This window comes from Cupriavidus taiwanensis, from assembly GCF_900250115.1.
In the GTDB taxonomy this organism is placed as follows: Bacteria; Pseudomonadota; Gammaproteobacteria; order Burkholderiales; family Burkholderiaceae; genus Cupriavidus; species Cupriavidus taiwanensis_B.
In genome coordinates this window covers 236,210-253,545 of record NZ_LT984805.1, presented here as the reverse complement: position 1 = coordinate 253,545, position 17,336 = coordinate 236,210, and the positions used below count along the sequence as shown (strand labels likewise).

At 57.9% G+C, this 17,336-nt stretch carries 10 protein-coding genes and 4 pseudogenes; 9 read left to right on the top strand and 5 right to left on the bottom strand.

Annotated features, from left to right (window positions below; genetic code table 11):
* Nucleotides 1-27 precede the first annotated feature (27 nt).
* Nucleotides 28-990, top strand: coding sequence for an IS5 family transposase (locus CBM2586_RS30310; RefSeq protein WP_012354594.1), 963 nt, complete (start codon nt 28-30; stop codon nt 988-990).
* Nucleotides 991-1,389: 399 nt separating this feature from the next.
* On the opposite strand, the pseudogene CBM2586_RS30305 reads toward CBM2586_RS30310, so the two are convergent.
* Nucleotides 1,390-1,907: pseudogene (locus CBM2586_RS30305) on the bottom strand (DUF2165 family protein).
* 393 nt (nt 1,908-2,300) lie between these two features.
* Here CBM2586_RS30305 and CBM2586_RS30300 point away from each other — a divergent pair.
* From CBM2586_RS30300 to CBM2586_RS30290, 3 genes and pseudogenes are all read left to right on the top strand, one after another.
* Nucleotides 2,301-3,629 carry an IS4 family transposase gene (locus tag CBM2586_RS30300; RefSeq protein WP_041232861.1) on the top strand — a complete coding sequence of 443 codons (1,329 nt, stop codon included), beginning with the start codon at nt 2,301-2,303 and terminating at the stop codon, nt 3,627-3,629.
* Between the two features lie 19 nt (nt 3,630-3,648).
* A pseudogene (locus CBM2586_RS30295) lies at nt 3,649-3,903 on the top strand (transposase); the annotation flags it as partial.
* A gap of 84 nt (nt 3,904-3,987) precedes the next feature.
* Nucleotides 3,988-5,126 (top strand): IS3 family transposase gene (locus CBM2586_RS30290; protein ID WP_373429603.1). Its coding sequence is split into 2 segments (ribosomal slippage): nt 3,988-4,255 and nt 4,255-5,126, totalling 1,140 coding nucleotides; the frame shifts between segments, so codons are not numbered across the junction.
* Between the two features lie 289 nt (nt 5,127-5,415).
* On the opposite strand, the pseudogene CBM2586_RS30285 reads toward CBM2586_RS30290, so the two are convergent.
* Both CBM2586_RS30285 and CBM2586_RS30280 read right to left on the bottom strand, forming a co-directional pair.
* Nucleotides 5,416-6,590: pseudogene (locus tag CBM2586_RS30285) on the bottom strand (IS3 family transposase).
* A 143-nt stretch (nt 6,591-6,733) separates the two neighbouring features.
* Nucleotides 6,734-7,516 (bottom strand): GH12 family glycosyl hydrolase domain-containing protein, encoded by a 783-nt coding sequence (locus CBM2586_RS30280; RefSeq protein WP_012354599.1) that lies wholly within the window; start codon nt 7,514-7,516, stop codon nt 6,734-6,736.
* A 596-nt stretch (nt 7,517-8,112) separates the two neighbouring features.
* On the opposite strand from CBM2586_RS30280, the gene CBM2586_RS30275 reads away from it, so the two are divergent.
* Nucleotides 8,113-9,213, top strand: a complete 1,101-nt coding sequence (locus CBM2586_RS30275; protein WP_012354583.1) for an IS5 family transposase — start codon at nt 8,113-8,115, stop codon at nt 9,211-9,213.
* 377 nt (nt 9,214-9,590) lie between these two features.
* On the opposite strand, the gene CBM2586_RS30270 is transcribed toward CBM2586_RS30275, so the two are convergent.
* A protein-coding gene (locus CBM2586_RS30270) for an IS3 family transposase (protein ID WP_240074694.1) occupies nt 9,591-11,032 on the bottom strand; the annotation gives its coding sequence in 2 pieces (ribosomal slippage) (nt 9,591-10,570 and nt 10,570-11,032; 1,443 coding nt in all).
* Between the two features lie 209 nt (nt 11,033-11,241).
* Between CBM2586_RS30270 and CBM2586_RS30265 the strand changes: the two genes are divergently transcribed.
* Nucleotides 11,242-12,258 (top strand): LysR family transcriptional regulator, encoded by a 1,017-nt coding sequence (locus CBM2586_RS30265; protein ID WP_012354595.1) that lies wholly within the window; start codon nt 11,242-11,244, stop codon nt 12,256-12,258.
* Between the two features lie 160 nt (nt 12,259-12,418).
* Here the strand turns inward: CBM2586_RS30265 and CBM2586_RS30260 are convergent, their stop codons facing one another.
* Nucleotides 12,419-13,381, bottom strand: coding sequence for an IS5 family transposase (locus CBM2586_RS30260; RefSeq protein WP_012354594.1), 963 nt, complete (start codon nt 13,379-13,381; stop codon nt 12,419-12,421).
* 159 nt (nt 13,382-13,540) lie between these two features.
* Between CBM2586_RS30260 and CBM2586_RS30255 the strand changes: the two are divergent.
* From CBM2586_RS30255 to CBM2586_RS30245, 3 genes and pseudogenes are all read left to right on the top strand, one after another.
* Nucleotides 13,541-14,903: pseudogene (locus tag CBM2586_RS30255) on the top strand (IS5 family transposase).
* Between the two features lie 176 nt (nt 14,904-15,079).
* Nucleotides 15,080-15,841: a hypothetical protein gene (locus tag CBM2586_RS30250; RefSeq protein WP_145987296.1), complete on the top strand. Its 762-nt coding sequence runs from the start codon at nt 15,080-15,082 to the stop codon at nt 15,839-15,841.
* A gap of 173 nt (nt 15,842-16,014) precedes the next feature.
* Entirely contained in the window at nt 16,015-17,277 is a 1,263-nt protein-coding gene (locus tag CBM2586_RS30245) for a hemolysin (RefSeq protein ID WP_145987295.1), read from the top strand.
* The last annotated feature ends 59 nt before the right edge of the window (nt 17,278-17,336 follow it).

Sequence of the window (17,336 nt, the reverse complement as noted above, 5' to 3'; positions counted from 1 at the left end):
ATCGTCGAGCCAGCGAGCATGTGGCGCATGAAACAAACTGACCTTGGACTGAACTTGTCGACCAAGCGCACCCGCAAGCGCGAATTCCTGGACGAGATGAACCGTGTGGTGCCATGGGCCGATCTGGTGATGCTGATCGCTCCGTACGCCCCGGAAGGCAAGCGCGGCCGTCCCCCGTTCGCGGTCGAGGCAATGCTGCGCATCCACTTCCTTCAGCAATGGTTCGGCCTGTCGGACCCGGCGATGGAAGAAGCGCTGCACGACGTGCCGCTGTATCGGGAGTTCGCCGGGCTGGACAACTGGACGGTGAGGCTGCCCGACGAGAGCACCATCCTGCGGTTCCGTCACCTGCTGGAGAAGCACAAGCTGGCCGCTCAGATCCTCGCGCTGGTCAACGACATCCTTCGCGACAAGGGATTGATGCTGCGCGCGGGCACGGTGGTGGACGCGACACTGATCAGCGCACCGAGTTCGACCAAGAATGGGTCGGGCGAACGCGACCCAGAGATGCACCAGAGCAAGAAAGGAAACCAGTGGTATTTCGGCATGAAAGCGCACATTGGCGTGGACGCCGAAAGCGGGCTGGTGCACACGGTGCGGGGCACGGCGGGCAAGGTCAACGACGTGGTTGAGGGCAACAGCCTGCTGCATGGCGAGGAAACCGACGCGTTCGGCGATGCGGGCTATCAGGGCGTGGAGAAGCGTCCGGACGCGCGGGCGGGCGTGAACTGGCACGTAGCGATGAAGCCAGGCAAACGTCGCGTCCTGGACCAAAGCAAACCACTTGGCGCGCTCGTCGATCAGGTCGAGCGAATCAAGGCGGGCATCCGGGCCAAGGTCGAGCATCCGTTCCGGGTCATCAAGCGGCAGTTCGGCTACACCAAGGTCCGCTATCGAGGGCTGAGGAAGAACACCGCGCAACTCATGACCTTGTTCGCACTGTCCAACTTGTGGATGGCGCGCGGCAAACTGCTGGCTGCCGGGGCATGAGCGCGTTTCTGGCTCACGCCGATGCCTCGCGCGCAGCCCGCGAATGCTGCTTCGCGCGTGCGAGATAGCTTCGCTCCGAGCTGATAGGTTGGCGTCGTGGCGCATTCAGCTTCCTGTTAAACGGCCAAGCACACTCGATTCGCGTTTGTGCAGAGTATCCCTAGCGCGATGAGTACTTCAGCAGCCTGTTAAGGCACCCTGCAAGGCTGCACAGCGAAGAAACAGAAACGGCGAATCAGGTGGGAGCGTGGGAACCCAAACCTGCCGCAACCAAGCGGTTTGCAAGCCCGTGGATAACCGTTCTAAGGCCCGCCATTAATTTAATTTCGCCACAGATTTTAAGGGCGTCAAATAGTGTTGCTGCAGTCATGGGTGCAGCCCATGTCAATGAGCTTCTGCCTATAGGCCGGTTCTGTCGTGGTTTTTTAAAGCATCATTCTCCTGGCTCACAAAGATCAGCACTGACAGGATCGTGATAAAAAATCGGAACGCATCTGGTATCCCATTCCACTGTTTCGACATCCACATACCGAACCATTCCCCTCCAATCGACATGAACGCAACCTGCAATGTTCAAAAAACCTAGCGTCAGCCCGGCGTTGGCAAAGCCTTTCGCGCGCTGAAAGGCCATGTGGGAATCATGCCGGGCACACCACAAGCGATTGCTACCCATCCAGCAAAAAACCGCCGTTACAGTCTCTAGGTGTGATAATGCACACATAGGCAACATGATGCAGAATTGGCGAAGTGATAGTTCGATACATGTTTCTGCTACTTGGAAAGGTCGTGTCCATTAGAAGGACATGACGGATAAAGACGAAATTTGTAAAGTAATCGGTTATATTGTTAAACGCGACCAAAGAGGCAAAGAGCGCGATGGCAACGACCATCAGTGTCTTGGAGATTCGTAGGGCCATAGATTTATCGCTTTGAGTTAGTGCCATCAGAAAGAACCTCTGCGCCGACCCCAATGTCCAGGAGTCCGTCCTTCAGGCCATTGTTTCTGGACTCGGGGTTGGCAACGGGTGACCACCCATCGCCGCTCGCAATATTGCGCATAACAAATGCTGGCGCAAGGAGTGTGCCAGACGTTTGCGCGAACTCACTCTAGGTTTCTGTTCCTTCAACTTGATCGCCTCAAAGCGAGTTAAATTTGATCCACCTTTTTCAGTAACGTCAAAGGCATCCCCTTATACGGAAGTAGGACCGTCTCCGCGGCGAGGCTTGGAGCTTGAAGTCCCGGGAATTTCGAGGTAAGGGGGTTGTTAACTTCGCCAGACTCGCGTTTACTCTCGGATTTTCGCGCAGCAATGAGCAACGAGTCGGGGGCATGGGTGGACGAGGAATTCGAGAGTCTGGATCTTGGTGATCCGCGGCGGGATCGGCGCGCCAAGGAGCTGCTCAAGCGGTTTGCGGCTCTGCCGACGGCGAGCATCCCCGGCGCATGCGATGACTGGTCGCAAACCATCGCGGCATATCGGTTTCTCGGCAATGAGCAGATCGATTGGCGGGACGTAATGCAGCCGCATTGGGAGCGCACTGCAGCGAGGGCCGCGCAGTTTCCGGTGGTGCTGTGCATCGCTGATACAACCGAATTGAACTTTAATGGCCAGGAGATCGACGGGCTGGGTCCGTTGACCTATGAAGCCCAGCGGGGCATGTTTTTGCATCCGACCTACGCGGTGACGCCTGACCGCGAGCCGCTGGGGGTGATCGATGCCTGGATGTGGGCTCGGGAGCCCAAGGACGCCGATGGCAACCGGGGCGGGATCAAGGAAAGCGTACGCTGGATTGAAGGATATGAACGGGTTGCGGAGCAAGCCGCGCTATTGCCGCAGACACGGCTGGTGTATATGACAGACCGCGAGGGTGATATTGCCGAGTTGATGGCGCGCGCCCAGGAACTTGGCCAACCGGCCGACTGGTTGATCCGCAGCCAACACAACCGCAACCTGGCCGAGGGCGGCAAGTTGTGGGATAGCGTCGACGCCAGCCCGGTACTCGGGGAAATCACCTTTATCTTGCCAGGGCGAGCAGGCCAGAAGGCGCGCGAGGTCAAACAGGAACTACGCGCCCAGCGTATGAAGCTGCCGGGTCTGGTCGGAGCGGAGTTCACCTGTGTGGCGGCAAGGGAGATCGAAGCGCCCGCAGGCGTCAAGCCAGTGGTTTGGCGATTGGTGACGAACCGAGAAGCGCAGGACGCTGATGCGGTCAACAAACTTGTTGAATGGTATCGGGCAAGGTGGGAGATCGAGATGTTCTTCCATGTCCTGAAGACCGGCTGCAAGGTCGAGGCGCTACAGCTATCGCACATGGATCGTGTGGAGCGGGCCTTGGCGTTGTATATGGTGGTGGCATGGCGCATTGCCCGCCTGATGCGGTTGGGCAGAACCTGTCCGGATCTGGATGCGTCGCTGTTCTTCGATGCCGACGAGATTCGGGGGGCATACGTGCTCTCCAAGAAAGCTCGCCCGAAGACACCGGTCACACTCAATCACATGATTCGGTTGGTTGCTTCCCTGGGCGGGTTCCTTGGGCGGAAGAACGATGGCGAGCCCGGCGCCAAGACGATCTGGATCGGCATGCAGCGAACCATGGACGCCGCGCTCACTATTCAAACACTGAGGGAAGAGTCATGACTTCCGTATAAGGAAATGGGTCAAAGGCGGTCGCCCGAGCATTCCACCGGAGAAGCTGTTGCGGGCGATGCTGCTGCAGGTGCTCTACAGCATCCGGTCCGAGCGTCAACTGATGGAGCGGACGCAGTACAACCTGCTGTTTCGCTGGTTCATTGGGCTGTCGATGGACGATGCAGTCTGGGTGCCCACGGTATTCACCAAGAACCGTGCGCGCCTGATCCAGCACGATGCGGTGATCGAATTCTTCAACGAGGTACTGGCCCTCGCGCAGAGGTGGCGGCGGAAATTCGGACAGTCGGTTAAGTGGAAGAGCTGGGGCCTGAGCCGGCCATAATGGCGGGCATAAAGGATCCAGAAGATGACGAAACGAAGCAGACGGACCCACTCGGCAACCTTCAAGGCCAAGGTGGCCATGGCCGCGCTCAAGGGCGACAAGACGCTGGCGGAATTGGCCCAGCAGTATGACGTGCACCCGAGCCAGATCACGGAGTGGAAGCAACAGTTGGCGGAGCACGCCGCGGACGTGTTCGGCGGCGGCAAAACCAAGACTGCGGCCGAGCCGCCGGTGGACGTGAAGGCGCTGCATGCAAAGATAGGCCAATTGACACTGGAGAACGATTTTTTAGAGCACGCGCTCGGCAAGGCGGGATTGCTGAGCGGAAAGCGATGATTGACCGCGATCACCCGCTGCCGGTGAGCCGCCAGGTCAAGCTGGTCGACATTTCCCGATCGAGCGTCTACTACCAGCCGCGTCCAATCAGCGACGCGGATCTGAGGCTGATGCGCCGGATCGACGAACTGCATCTGGAGCATCCCTTCGCGGGCGCACGCATGCTGGCCCGCCTGTTGCGACGGGAGAGCATCCCGGTCGGCCGCCGGCACGTGCGCACGCTGATGAAGCGCATGGGCATCGAGGCGCTGTACCGTCGCCCCAACACGAGCCGCAAGCATGCGGCGCACAAGATCTGGCCATACCTACTGCGCGACCGGACGATCGATCGCGCCAACCAGGTGTGGGCGCTGGACACGAGCTACATTCCGATGGCGCGGGGCTTCGTGTATCTGATGGCGGTGGTGGACTGGGCGAGCCGCAAAGTACTGGCCCACCGGGTGGCGATCACTCTGGAGAGCTGCCATGCTGTCGAGGCGCTGGAGGAGGCCTTTGCGAAATACGGCACGCCGGAGATCGTCAACACCGACCAGGGCAGCCAGTTCACCGCGACGGGGTTCACAGACGCTGTGCTCGACCGCGGCATCCGACTGTCGATGGACGGCAAGGGCAGTTGGCGCGACAACGTGTTCGTCGAACGCCTTTGGCGCAGCGTCAAATACGAGGAGGTCTACCTGAAAGCCTACGACTCGGTCAGCCATGCGCGCCGCTCTATCGCTAACTACCTAACTTGGTACAACCAACGACGGCCCCATTCCAGTCTGGCGGACCAGACCCCGGATGAGGCATACTTCGCCACGCTGCCAGCGATCAAATCGGCAGCCTGACTGCCACAGCGCTTCCACTTAAAAACTCCGGATCTCTATCCGAACAAACGGCGCCACCTCTCCAGCGCCCAGGGCACGTTCGATCAGGGTCTTCTTGAACGCCATCGAAGCGTCCCAGATCGCCCTCGGCAGTCAACCTCCATGCACAAGCTCGACGTGAATCCCGCTCATGAATGATGTTTGGCGTTCAACACATATGCTTGTGCCGGCGCGCTGGGATGAACATGGGCGGGCCGCAGTTGCTAGGACTGAGCTTGCCCCTGTTTCACGAATCCCATAGCCGAGGCCATCAGGCCGCTTGCCCTGGCTGGGCAGCGGCCCAATTCTTCTCGAACGTCATAGGGCTGACGTAGTTCAATGTCGAATGCAGCCGGCGAGCATTGTAGAAGCCGAGCCAGTCGACGATTTCATCCATCGCGGCACGCCGCGTCGGGAAGCGCCGGCTGTGCAGTCGTGCGACCTTCAGCGAACCCGACAGGCTTTCGGTTGGCGCATCCCAATAATCGCCGGGCCGGCTCATCGACGAACGCATGCCGTACGCCTTGAGCGTGTCCTGGAAGAGCCCGCCGCAGTACTGGCTGCCACGGTCGCTATACACAATCACGCTGGCATCGGGGCGACGCCGGAACCATGCCATGCGCAACGCATCCGTGACCAACTCGGCCTTCATATGCCGCTGCATCGACCAGCCCCACCACCTGCCGGCTGAACAGGTCGATGATGACGGCCAGGTACAGCCAGCCGTCAGCCGTCGCCACGTAGGTGATGTCGCTCGTCCAGACCCGATTCGGCGCCGGCGCCGTGAAGTTGCGTTCCAGTAGGTTCGGTGCGACAGGCAGGCCATGCTTCGAGTTCGTCGTCGCGATGTACTTTCGCTTGTGCCGGGCACGCACGCAGTGTTGCACCATCAGCTTGCGCACGCGCTCCTTTCAGTACGCCGCGCGCAACCAGCTCTTTCCACATGCACGGCCAACCGTACTCGCCCTTGACCTCCGCGTGAATCGCCTGGATGTGCACCAGCAGCGCGTCGTCGCTCACGCGGCTGCGCTGCGGCCTGTCCTTAGCGGCGCGTTGCCGCCGTTGATGAAAGCCGGCGGGGCTGACTTCCAGCACCTCGCATAACACCGAAATCGGCCAGTGGTGACGATTGCGTTCGATAAAAGCGTACTTCACGTCGAGTCCTTCGCGAAGTACGCGCACGCCTTTTTTAGGATGACACGCTCCATCTTCAGACGTGCCACTTCGGCACGAAGTTCTCGACAATTCCATCTGCTCCGCGCGGACCGGCTTCGTGCCGGCCCCGCCGAGCTTGCCTTCCTGCTCGGCCTAGACCCAGTTGGAAATCGACTGCCCTGGCACGCCCAGCGCCGCAGCCTCCGCCGCAATGCTCTGGCCCGCCTTGACCAGCCGAACCGCTCCCAGCTTGAATTCGAGCGTGTACCGCGCTCGCGTCGTCTTGCTCATCTTCTTGACTCTCCTTGCATGAATTTAAACGCTCAGCAAGGGATTCCTTTTTCGGGGGCAAGCTCAGGACTTCTTCTTCGTCATTCACAACACCTTACAAATTGACAAGGTGTTGCACTTCAGAATTTTATGCCGCCTTAAAATTACTCAGCGGTGACGGCGAAGTTCTTAGACCCAAAGCTCAGCCCACCGACCGAGGATGTAATTTCAAAACCGTACTGGATCTCGCCGACGACCACGTCATCAAAATAGTTCAGCGACTTTAAGTAATTCATAATCTCCAGCACGTCGATCGTAGTTTGGTTGGTCTTCGCTGTACGTAAGAAAGAATAGACGGCGTTCTTGCCGTTGGTACCGACATAGACATTCCAGGTGCTACCGGACAGCGAAACGTTACTGTAGAGCGGAATCGCGCAACCTTCAGCAGTCCAGTTGTACGAGATTGGCTTGACATTACCGCATCCATTCGAGGTGCCCGTGTAGTTCAGCCAGACCATGATCTCGTGCTGTTTTGCGTCTGCCCAGATATCCAACGTAGATTCCCATGCACCAGCAGAGGGCGTGGTAGCTGAGATAGTGGCAGTGAGCTTCCTCAGCGAACCGACAGGCTTGTTGACAAAGTATTCGACGTGCGGATAGGACTTTATGCCGTTCGTGTCAGGCTGGTCTGATGTGACACTCCAGTCGAAACTTGAATTAGCCCAAAAGGACTGCGGACCAACTGCGACTGGAGGAACGCTGCAAGGCCCCCATACGTCATTGTTTAAGGTATACCCCTCGTAGCTCCAACGCGCGAAAAGAGTATGCTCATGGCAGGATGAAGTTGAAGGCGAAGTTACAGACCATGTTGCAGCCTGCGCGACGGTGGATCCAAGCATCAGCATCAGGGAGGTGAGACATCCCAATATGGCTAGAAATTTTGGCATATCTTCTTAATCCTATCGGTGTAAATACTTAGAATCGGTAAGGCGTTCTAGTTTAACGAAGATGGCTGGGTGTCGTACGAGTTCAACTGAAGCGGAAATGAACTACCTAACGATTCCGCGCCGGAAATACCGACAGAGCTGCCTGGTTCTCCATTAGCAGATCCCCTACCACTGGCGTGTCCGGGATGCCATCGTATACGGCACAATACACCCGCACACAGACGTTAAAAAAACGCCCGACGGGAAGTCGGGCGCTATAAAGGACGCATTGTTTGGGGAGACATACACCAACTCAAGGAGGGCCTGTCTAGCCCAATCCCTATACAGATACTAATCGCACCCTACAGAAGATGTCATCGGATTTTCTTTAATTTATAATAAGGATTTCCTGATATCTGATATCCCGAGGGGATGGTGTTCAAACATTAGCATTGCCAAACTAACCAAATGAGGATTGCCGGTTGTGTTCGCAGCGCGGTACGGCACGAATTCGACGCCAGGTTCGGCCCTAGCAGGCCGCTGAAATACCTCCAGCGGACGTCAGCGCGACGACTGGCTGAAGCGTTGCTTTGAGGATCCCATCCAATCCCACATTCATGCGCGGCGCAGATACCTTCACGGAAAGCTTGTTCACTATGCGGAGGCTGGAGGATTTCGTGCCGCAGTCCCATCCGCTGCGCTCGATCCGGACTATGGCCAACCAGGCGCTGGTGAAGATGGACCGGCTGTTCGCGCAGATGTACGAGGCCGATATCAAGGGTGGCCGCCCCAGTATCGCGCCGGAGAAGTTGCTGCGGGCCATGCTGCTGCAGGTGCTCTACAGCATTCGCTCTGAGCGCCAGCTCATGGAGCAGACGCAATACAACCTGCTGTTTCGCTGGTTCATCGGGCTGTCGATGGACGACTCAGTTTGGGTGCCCACGGTCTTCACCAAGAACCGCGAGCGACTGATCAAGCATGATGCGGTGATCCAGTTTTTCAACGAGGTGCTGGCCATCGCGCAGAAGAAGAACTGGCTGTCGGGTGAGCACTTCAGCGTGGACGGCACGCTGATACAGGCGTGGGCAGGCCACAAGAGCTTCGTGCGCAAGGATGGCGACGACCAAGACGATGACGCCGGCGGCAGCTTCAAAGGTCGCAAGCGCAGCAACGAGACACACGAATCCAAGACCGATCCCGATGCCAAGCTCTACCGCAAGGGCAAGACATCCAGTGAGCTGCGCTACATGGGTCATACCCTGAGCGACAACCGCCATGGCCTGGTGGTTAGCGCCATGGTGACCAAGGCGGACGGACACGCCGAGCGGGAGGCCGCAAAGGTCATGCTTAACGATGCCAGGCAGGTGATTGAAGACCTGAATGTGGAAGTCACCGTGGGCGCGGACAAGGGCTATGACGCGCACGAGTTCATTGAGGCCTGCCTGGAAATGAAGGTGACGCCCCACGTGGCGCAGAACACATCGGGTCGTCGCTCGGCCGTTCCTGATGCCATTGCTTCCAGCGCCGGTTATGCCGTCTCGCAACAAAAGCGCAAGCTGATCGAACAGGGCTTCGGGTGGGTCAAGACCGTGGGGCGCATGCGTCAGGTGATGGTGCGCGGTCTGAAGAAAGTCGATCAGATGTTTGTGCTGAGCATGGCCGCCTACCACCTCGTGCGCATGCGCTCGCTGGGACAAATCCGTCCGCAGTTGCAGTAATCGCGCTAATGAGGCCGGAATGGGCGCCAAAACGCGGAAAAAGCCGAGGCAGTGACGTCCGGCTTCCGGATTGTGAAAAACAGCGCTCCCCGCCTTGCGGGGAAAAACTCATCGCTAGCGCGATGAGTACTTCAGCAGCCTGATAGGCGGTCTCCAAGGTGCCTGATGCCACGGAGATAAAACCCTTCGAAAAGCAGTCCAGAAAATTCATGTTCGATTGTTTAACGCAAACCTGGCCAGAGCGAAGCAATCTCTTTGCGAGCTCTTGCCGCTTTCCCCGGCGTTGGCTTGTATTTGAACCTAAACGCATAACAATCCGCCGATTCAATGAGCGGCCCCGCATGCACGGCGATTGTCAACGTAGTTGTCACGTCACCTTACGCAACCTGCTTTAGTTCTGCTAGCTCCATCTGCTCCGGATTGAGCCAGACTTCGTCGGCCAAACTCCAGTTCCGCGTCGGCCCTGACCAACGCGCAGGCGTTCTGGCCTTAGCCTCAGCATAGACCGCTTCACGGTGCGCCAGCACCACCGGGGCGAGGCGACTGTGGCGCTGCGCCGGCGTGACGAATTTCAGTGCACTAGGCTTGTGCTCATGGTTGTACCAACGCACGAATCGCTGCGTCCATGCGCGTGCCTCGTCCACGCTGTCGAACGCCTGGTGCGGGTAGTCCGGCCGGTATTTGCAGGTCCGGAACAGCGACCCCGCGTAGGGGTTGTCATTGCTCACGCGCGGCCGGCTGAACGAAGCGACCACCCCCAGGTTTTCCAGGGTGGCCAGCATCGTCGCGCCCTTCATTGGACTGCCGTTATCCGAGTGCAGAACCAGAGGACGTCCAGCCAGACCTTCGGCCAAACTGGCTCGCCGCATGAGCAGCGCCGCCAGTTCCGCCGACTCCGCCCGATGCACTTCACCGGTGGCGCAATGGCTGGTCACCACCCGGGCCGAGGGCTTGCGCGCACGACCGCGGTGATGCTGCTGCGACGCGCTACGCAAGACACGATAAAAGCTCGACTCCGAGGCCACGTACTGGCCGCGGTCCGCCAGCGTCGGTACGATCTGGCTGGGCGGCAAACTGGCAAACTCCACGCTGTTGGCCACGGCAAGAATCTGCTGGCGTTCCGCCTCGCTTAGCTTGTTGGCTGGCGCTGGCCGCTCAGTGGTGGTGCGAGCATCTGCGACCACCTCGTCGCCTTCCCGAACCCAGCGCTGGAAGGTGCGCAAGCTCAGACCCAACTCGTCGCAAGCCTGCGCCAGCCGGCAGCCAGAGCGTTCTGCCTCACGAATCAACGATATACACAACCGGCGATCTGGGACGCTGATCAGTCGTCCTCTTTTTCTCCCCAGATCGCCTGGACTTTTTTTCTCAGGATCAACAACGCGGCCGCTTCCGCCAGCGCCTTCTCCTTGCGCTGTAATTCCTTTTCAAGCTGCTGGATACGCTTCTTGTCGCCTTTGGACTGGAGCAGTTGCTCTCGCGCCTGCTCACCGGCGTTGGCATTGGCCGAGCGACAGGCCTCGCGCCAAGCAGCGATCTGCTCCGCGTAAAGACCCTTGCGGCGGCAATACTCGGCCAATTCCGCCTCATTGAGCGGCGCGGTTTCCAGTACCACCGCAAACTTGTCTTCCGAGGACCAGACCTCGGGGTTCTTTCCATCTCCCGGCACCGGGACTCCTTGCGCTTTCATCTGTCGACGCCAAGCATACAGCGTCTGCTCCGTGATCCCCGTCTCCCTTGCCAGCGCTGACACCAACGCGTTCTCGGGAGGCATCATGCGGAGCAACAGCGCTTCCTTTCTCTCTGCTGAATAGGCTCTCATTCACTCTGACTCTACCGCCCCCAGACTGGGTCAATCGAAATCAGGTGACACGACAACAATTCTGACGCCGGGGGTGCACGAGGATCTTTCGACGTCTGCAAAGTTTTGATTCAGATCAATTCACGGGACCAGACTTATGTCTATCTTTCTTTTGGATACCCATCCCGTCCTTTAGACTCGCGTCACCATTGCATGGTGATATTGGTAGAATGTCCAATACTACGCTATCGGAAATTCGTCATGTTAACACGAAGCTATTGCAAGTCTTTGTTCTCGTTATGGAGTACCGTAACCTGGGGGCTGTCGCAGCATGCACCCAGCGCAGCGTGAGCACGGTGTCCTATAGTCTCGATCGCTTGGGCGAGATCACCGGTGACCCCTTGTTCTTCAAAGGAAACGGCATACTTGTGCCCACACCGCATGCGATACGTCTGGAAAAGATAGCGCGACAGATCCTGGCGATATGGGGAGATTTGGTTCGACGCCGAGAGGAGGTCACGACCAAGCGTCAGGAGGGTGGTAGGCGCGTAGCAATAGGCTTTTCGGCATCGATTGGCGATCCCCTCATCACTGAAATCTTGTTCGCCTTAGGCGAAGAGTTTCCGCAAGACACTTTTGTCACGCGGCCGGTGATTGCCGATGCGGTGCTTGCCAGTCTACTTGACGCCGGAGAATTAGACTGCGCCTTCGTCGTCGACAGCGGGCACCATCCCGAGCGTGTGCGCCAGCATAACATCGTGGCAACGCAGCGTCGGCTCGTCGGCGCCACGCGCAGAGTCAACGAGGATAAGAGCGAGAATGCCTGGATCCTATTGCAAGAAGACAGCGAACCCGGCAGCCCGTTACGTGCCTTCCTGAGCCGGCAGGCCGGTACGCCTGGCTACCGAGAGACGGTGGTGCCATCCTGGCATGCGCAGATAACGCTACTGCATTCAGCGGGTGGCATCTGCTCGCTGTTGGATTATAACATTCCATTGGTGACACGCGAGCCAGAAACGCAGCTTCTAGCACTCCCTTGTAGTTTCCCAAAATGGGCTGCCTTGAATTTCTGGGGGGCGGAACGCAGTTGCGATCAACGAGTGGTGAGCGACGTCATGGAGGTTGGTAGAGCTGTGCTGCGCGATCCGCTCAAGGCCATCGGCAGAAGTAACAACATGGCTCAACAGCAATTACTACGCAATATCTTACCGGAGGCAGGCGCCGTAGACACAAGTCCTTTCGGTTAGGGATACTCTGCACAAACGCGAATCGAGTGTGCTTGGCCGTTTAACAGGAAGCTGAATGCGCCACGACGCCAACCTATCAGCTCGGAGCGAAGCTATCTCGCACGCGCGAAGCAGCATTCGCGGGCTGCGCGCGAGGCATCGGCGTGAGCCAGAAACGCGCTCATGCCCCGGCAGCCAGCAGTTTGCCGCGCGCCATCCACAAGTTGGACAGTGCGAACAAGGTCATGAGTTGCGCGGTGTTCTTCCTCAGCCCTCGATAGCGGACCTTGGTGTAGCCGAACTGCCGCTTGATGACCCGGAACGGATGCTCGACCTTGGCCCGGATGCCCGCCTTGATTCGCTCGACCTGATCGACGAGCGCGCCAAGTGGTTTGCTTTGGTCCAGGACGCGACGTTTGCCTGGCTTCATCGCTACGTGCCAGTTCACGCCCGCCCGCGCGTCCGGACGCTTCTCCACGCCCTGATAGCCCGCATCGCCGAACGCGTCGGTTTCCTCTCCATGCAGCAGGCTGTTGCCCTCAACCACGTCGTTGACCTTGCCCGCCGTGCCCCGCACCGTGTGCACCAGCCCGCTTTCGGCGTCCACGCCAATGTGCGCTTTCATGCCGAAATACCACTGGTTTCCTTTCTTGCTCTGGTGCATCTCTGGGTCGCGTTCGCCCGACCCATTCTTGGTCGAACTCGGTGCGCTGATCAGTGTCGCGTCCACCACCGTGCCCGCGCGCAGCATCAATCCCTTGTCGCGAAGGATGTCGTTGACCAGCGCGAGGATCTGAGCGGCCAGCTTGTGCTTCTCCAGCAGGTGACGGAACCGCAGGATGGTGCTCTCGTCGGGCAGCCTCACCGTCCAGTTGTCCAGCCCGGCGAACTCCCGATACAGCGGCACGTCGTGCAGCGCTTCTTCCATCGCCGGGTCCGACAGGCCGAACCATTGCTGAAGGAAGTGGATGCGCAGCATTGCCTCGACCGCGAACGGGGGACGGCCGCGCTTGCCTTCCGGGGCGTACGGAGCGATCAGCATCACCAGATCGGCCCATGGCACCACACGGTTCATCTCGTCCAGGAATTCGCGCTTGCGGGTGCGCTTGGTCGACAAGTTCAGTCCAAGGTCAGTTTGTTTCATGCGCCACATGCTCGCTGGCTCGACGATTCATTGCAAGCACATCCGCCGGCTAATTGTGCAGAGCATCCCTAAGGTTTAGCAAAAAATTTCGCTGCGTGCCGAACTCCCAGATCGAATATGAATCTGATTCGAATCCTGGGAGATTTGAGGAACTTGCGGATGAGCACACCGGACTTCTTTCGCAGCCGCCTGGACGGGATGACTGATCTTCGGCATCCGCTGGCAGTGCTGGCGAGCCGGATGCCGTGGAACAGCATTGAGGCAGCCTTGGCGCCAGTGCTTGCGCGCAAGGCGAAGGATGGCAGCAACGTGGTCGGCGAGGACTTGTTCGGACCGATGTTGGCGGTGGCTGGTGCAGGCATCAGTGCCGCAGGCCGGCCTCGCCTTCCGATCCGGCTGATGGTCGGGCTGCTCTACCTCAAGCATGCCTTCAACGAGAGCGACGAGTCGGTGTGCGAGCGCTGGGCGGAGAACGTGTACTGGCAGTACTTCTGCGGCGAGGAGTACTTCCAGATGCGGCTGCCGTGTGACCCGACCAACTTCGTGCGTTTCCGGCAGGCTCTGGGTGAGGCTGGCGTCGAGGAACTGCTGGCCACCACGATTGCTGCCGCCGTGCAAATGAACGTGATCAAACCGGCTGAGTTCGAACGGGTCGTCGTCGACACCACGGTGCAAGAGAAGGCCATTGCCTATCCGACCGACAGCCGTCTGCTGGAGGTAGCGCGGGCCAAGGTGGTGCAACTGGCCAAACGCGCCGGCATCGAGTTCAAGCAGACCTTTGGCAGGGAAGGCAAGTCGTTGCGATTTCGTGCGGGTGGTTATGCGCATGCCAAGCAGTTCAAACTGCTGAGAACCGTGCTCAAGCGTCAGCGCACCGTGCTCGGCCGCGTACTACGGGACATCGAACACAAGATGACGGCGCTTGCCGAGGACCAGCAAGAGCGTCTGCGTCCCTGGCTCGAACGTGCCCGACGCATTGCGCAGCAACGCGTCAAGGACAAGAACAAGCTCTACGCCCTGCACGCACCCGAGGTGAAGTGTGTCGCCAAGGGCAAAGCCCCCCAGCCGTATGAGTTCGGTGTGAAGGTGAGTTTGGCAATCACTGCCAATCAGGGACTCATCGTCGGTGCTCGCAGCTTTCCTGGCAATCCTTACGATGGTCACACACTACACATCCAACTCGAGCAAACCGCTATCCTGCTTCAGGACCTGCCGGGATCGCGCAAGCCCCACACTGCTATCGTTGACCTCGGTTATCGCGGGGTCGATGCCGAAGTGACGCCGGTGAAGGTGATTCACCGCGGCAGAATCAAAACCATGAATCGTCGCCAGCGCAGAATGCTTAAACGTCGCCAGGCGGTCGAGCCTGTCATCGGCCATGTCAAAGCGGATCACGGCATGCGTCAGGGCGAAATCGGTAACGCCGTCCCCTATCCTCTGTGCCGCAGGCTTCAATCTCCGTTGGCTGCCGCGAGCAATTGCCCGCCTGGGCATCCGCGGGCGTTCTTTTTTTTCGTCTTGACTCTGCTCACAGGTATGGCTCGATCCGCCAGGAATGCAGCCAATCGACCTTGCCCGCATTGCCGCAGTCAACCGATGGGGCGACCAGAATCATCCACCCTCCAGCCACGCTGGGCCCTCAGACTGAATTTTTCAGGTCCGACTATAGAATCCGTGTGGCCGCCTGTGCTGCAATAAATGATGGGCTGGTTTGCTCGTGCGAATATTCGGTGCATTTTTTCTGAGTTTATTCAGCATGGCGGAGGCGTGCCTAAGGGCATGACCAGATTTGCGTGTTTGACGCTGGGTGTCAACATACTTGGAGGTGATAAAGCTCAAATGATCAGCTATCGAAGGCGTAATGGGCGCCATCTTTCAGGCAAAGCGACAGTGCTTGCTATTGCTATCTCCATTGGCTACCTATATGGCTGCGCGGGCTCGCGGTCGGCATCAGATGCTGCCAGAACACCGGAGGCTTTTCTCGCAGCGATCAATAACGTCATTGAGCATGGCGATTTAACAAATAGCGAACTATTGGCGGAAAGCTTTCGACTGAAATTTAGCCACGGAGAGCCGCATCAAGCCTTTCATCCGAAAACTAATGAGTTAATTGGAATCCGACGGGATTTCAAGATCGCATCGGCGTCTCAAGAAACTTTTCTTTATTCAACAACTCCCAGCGCGTCATATGGAACCCTTGCGCCGAGTGATGGAGGGCTGCCGAGGGTGTCATTTGGTGATTATCTTGATCGAAATAATATATGTATAACTCGTGGCGTGCTCTTTGATAAATTCGGTCGAGGTATATCACATAGAAATTATGATCACCCGGGTGAGGACTATTTTTATGGATTCAATTACAAGGAGAATTGGATTGAGTTGATAGTTGGCTTCTCTACGATTGACTGTGCAACAAATATCAGTTTATTTCAAAACAGGAAAATGGTTGAGTTACCATGACAAGTAATCAGATTATCACGGGCAATGAATCAATGTGGGGTAACGTCCGACTCTCAACGAGTCAGATTGCACTTATAAACAAGAGTCCAACTCTTGTGTCCCAGCTATTGGATTACCAGGCGGCAGTTGCTGCGGGATCATTGAACCCAATTGTTCAAGGGCCCGATGGCAGCATGTTCTTCAAGGAAGGGGGAGGAATTACGTTTGCTAGCAATTGGAAAACTTGGCCGGATGGCGAGGTCATCGGTAGCTTGGCCCATGAGATCGGTCATTTCGCGAATGTGAAAGCCGACACTGACTTCAAATCGGCGTATGCAGTTCCGTCCAGTAGTCCAGACGCCTATGCGATGAGCGCCATGGTCGGCCTGCATCAAGAGGGCGAAGCAGTCTATAACAACTGGGTGGTTCAGCGGGAGATTCTGAGCAATAATGGTCCGCAGATTTATTTGGCGGGCGAGTATAAGGCGAATCCTGATGGTAGCGTTAGTAGTACCGGGCTTCAGTCGTTACTTGATACGCAACATGCCACGGATATTCGCTCCAGTAGCCTTATCGGTTCTGATCGGCAGATTCTGATTGATAGTGCAATGGGCGTCTATGCGACCTTGCCGAACAGTGTTAACTGGCAGGCCTACTTCAATTATTACGGCGCAGCCAGTGGCGCACAGGCTCCCGCGCCTGGAACCCTTCAATCGGTCACCTTTACGAACAACAACGCGACCAATCAGATTGGTTCGATGTCGGAGAACTACTCATCCGGTAATACGATCCAGGTAAAGTTCACTGGAACAGCGCCGAGCACGTCGACCGTTACGAATCCATCTGGCAATCTGCTTACCGAAAATGTCTATACTAGTGCGACGGTCAATGCGAATAATGCAACCGTTAATCTTCTGAATGGCGCCACCGCTACAGTGAACGGCACTGGCAACACCATTAACGCCGGCAATAATGTCACGGTCACGGCGAACGGTACAAACAACACCATCAACACCGGTGCCAATGACCTAGTCTGCACCAGCAACAACGTCTTCAATGTGGGCGCCAACGTGGCAACGTGGCAGACCCTCAAGGTGTGGGGTGATACGACAGGCACCGGCCAGTTCCAGAGCGGGCAACTGTACACCCTCGACCAATTGGGTATTGCAGGGATCAACCTGGATGCCACGCACATCAGCCAGGACAGCAACGGCAACACCATCCTGGATGACGGCACGTACACGCGCGCCGATGGCACCACGGGCGACATTGCCGGGGTCAATCTGATGTTCAATCCGGGCAACGGCCAGACGCCTAGCGCGGCGGATACCTTCGCCCAAAAACAAGTGAATCAGTTGATTCAGGCAATGGCCGCGTATGCGCCGGACGCAGCCGGTAGCATCGTTGCGCAGGCGCTGCCCCAGGATCAAACCACACTGCAACTGGCGGCTCATTGATACGTCACCCCGACGGTAGCAGACGGCGCCCTTGCGAGGGCGCCGGTTTTTCTACGCTT

Coding starts and splice junctions, on each gene's coding strand:
- CBM2586_RS30310 (WP_012354594.1), top strand. CDS start 28: ATGAAACAAACTGACCTTGGACTGAACTTGTCGACCAAGCGCACCCGC.
- CBM2586_RS30300 (WP_041232861.1), top strand. CDS start 2,301: ATGAGCAACGAGTCGGGGGCATGGGTGGACGAGGAATTCGAGAGTCTG.
- CBM2586_RS30280 (WP_012354599.1), bottom strand. CDS start 7,516: ATGCCAAAATTTCTAGCCATATTGGGATGTCTCACCTCCCTGATGCTG.
- CBM2586_RS30275 (WP_012354583.1), top strand. CDS start 8,113: ATGCGCGGCGCAGATACCTTCACGGAAAGCTTGTTCACTATGCGGAGG.
- CBM2586_RS30265 (WP_012354595.1), top strand. CDS start 11,242: ATGTCCAATACTACGCTATCGGAAATTCGTCATGTTAACACGAAGCTA.
- CBM2586_RS30260 (WP_012354594.1), bottom strand. CDS start 13,381: ATGAAACAAACTGACCTTGGACTGAACTTGTCGACCAAGCGCACCCGC.
- CBM2586_RS30250 (WP_145987296.1), top strand. CDS start 15,080: ATGATGGGCTGGTTTGCTCGTGCGAATATTCGGTGCATTTTTTCTGAG.
- CBM2586_RS30245 (WP_145987295.1), top strand. CDS start 16,015: ATGTTCTTCAAGGAAGGGGGAGGAATTACGTTTGCTAGCAATTGGAAA.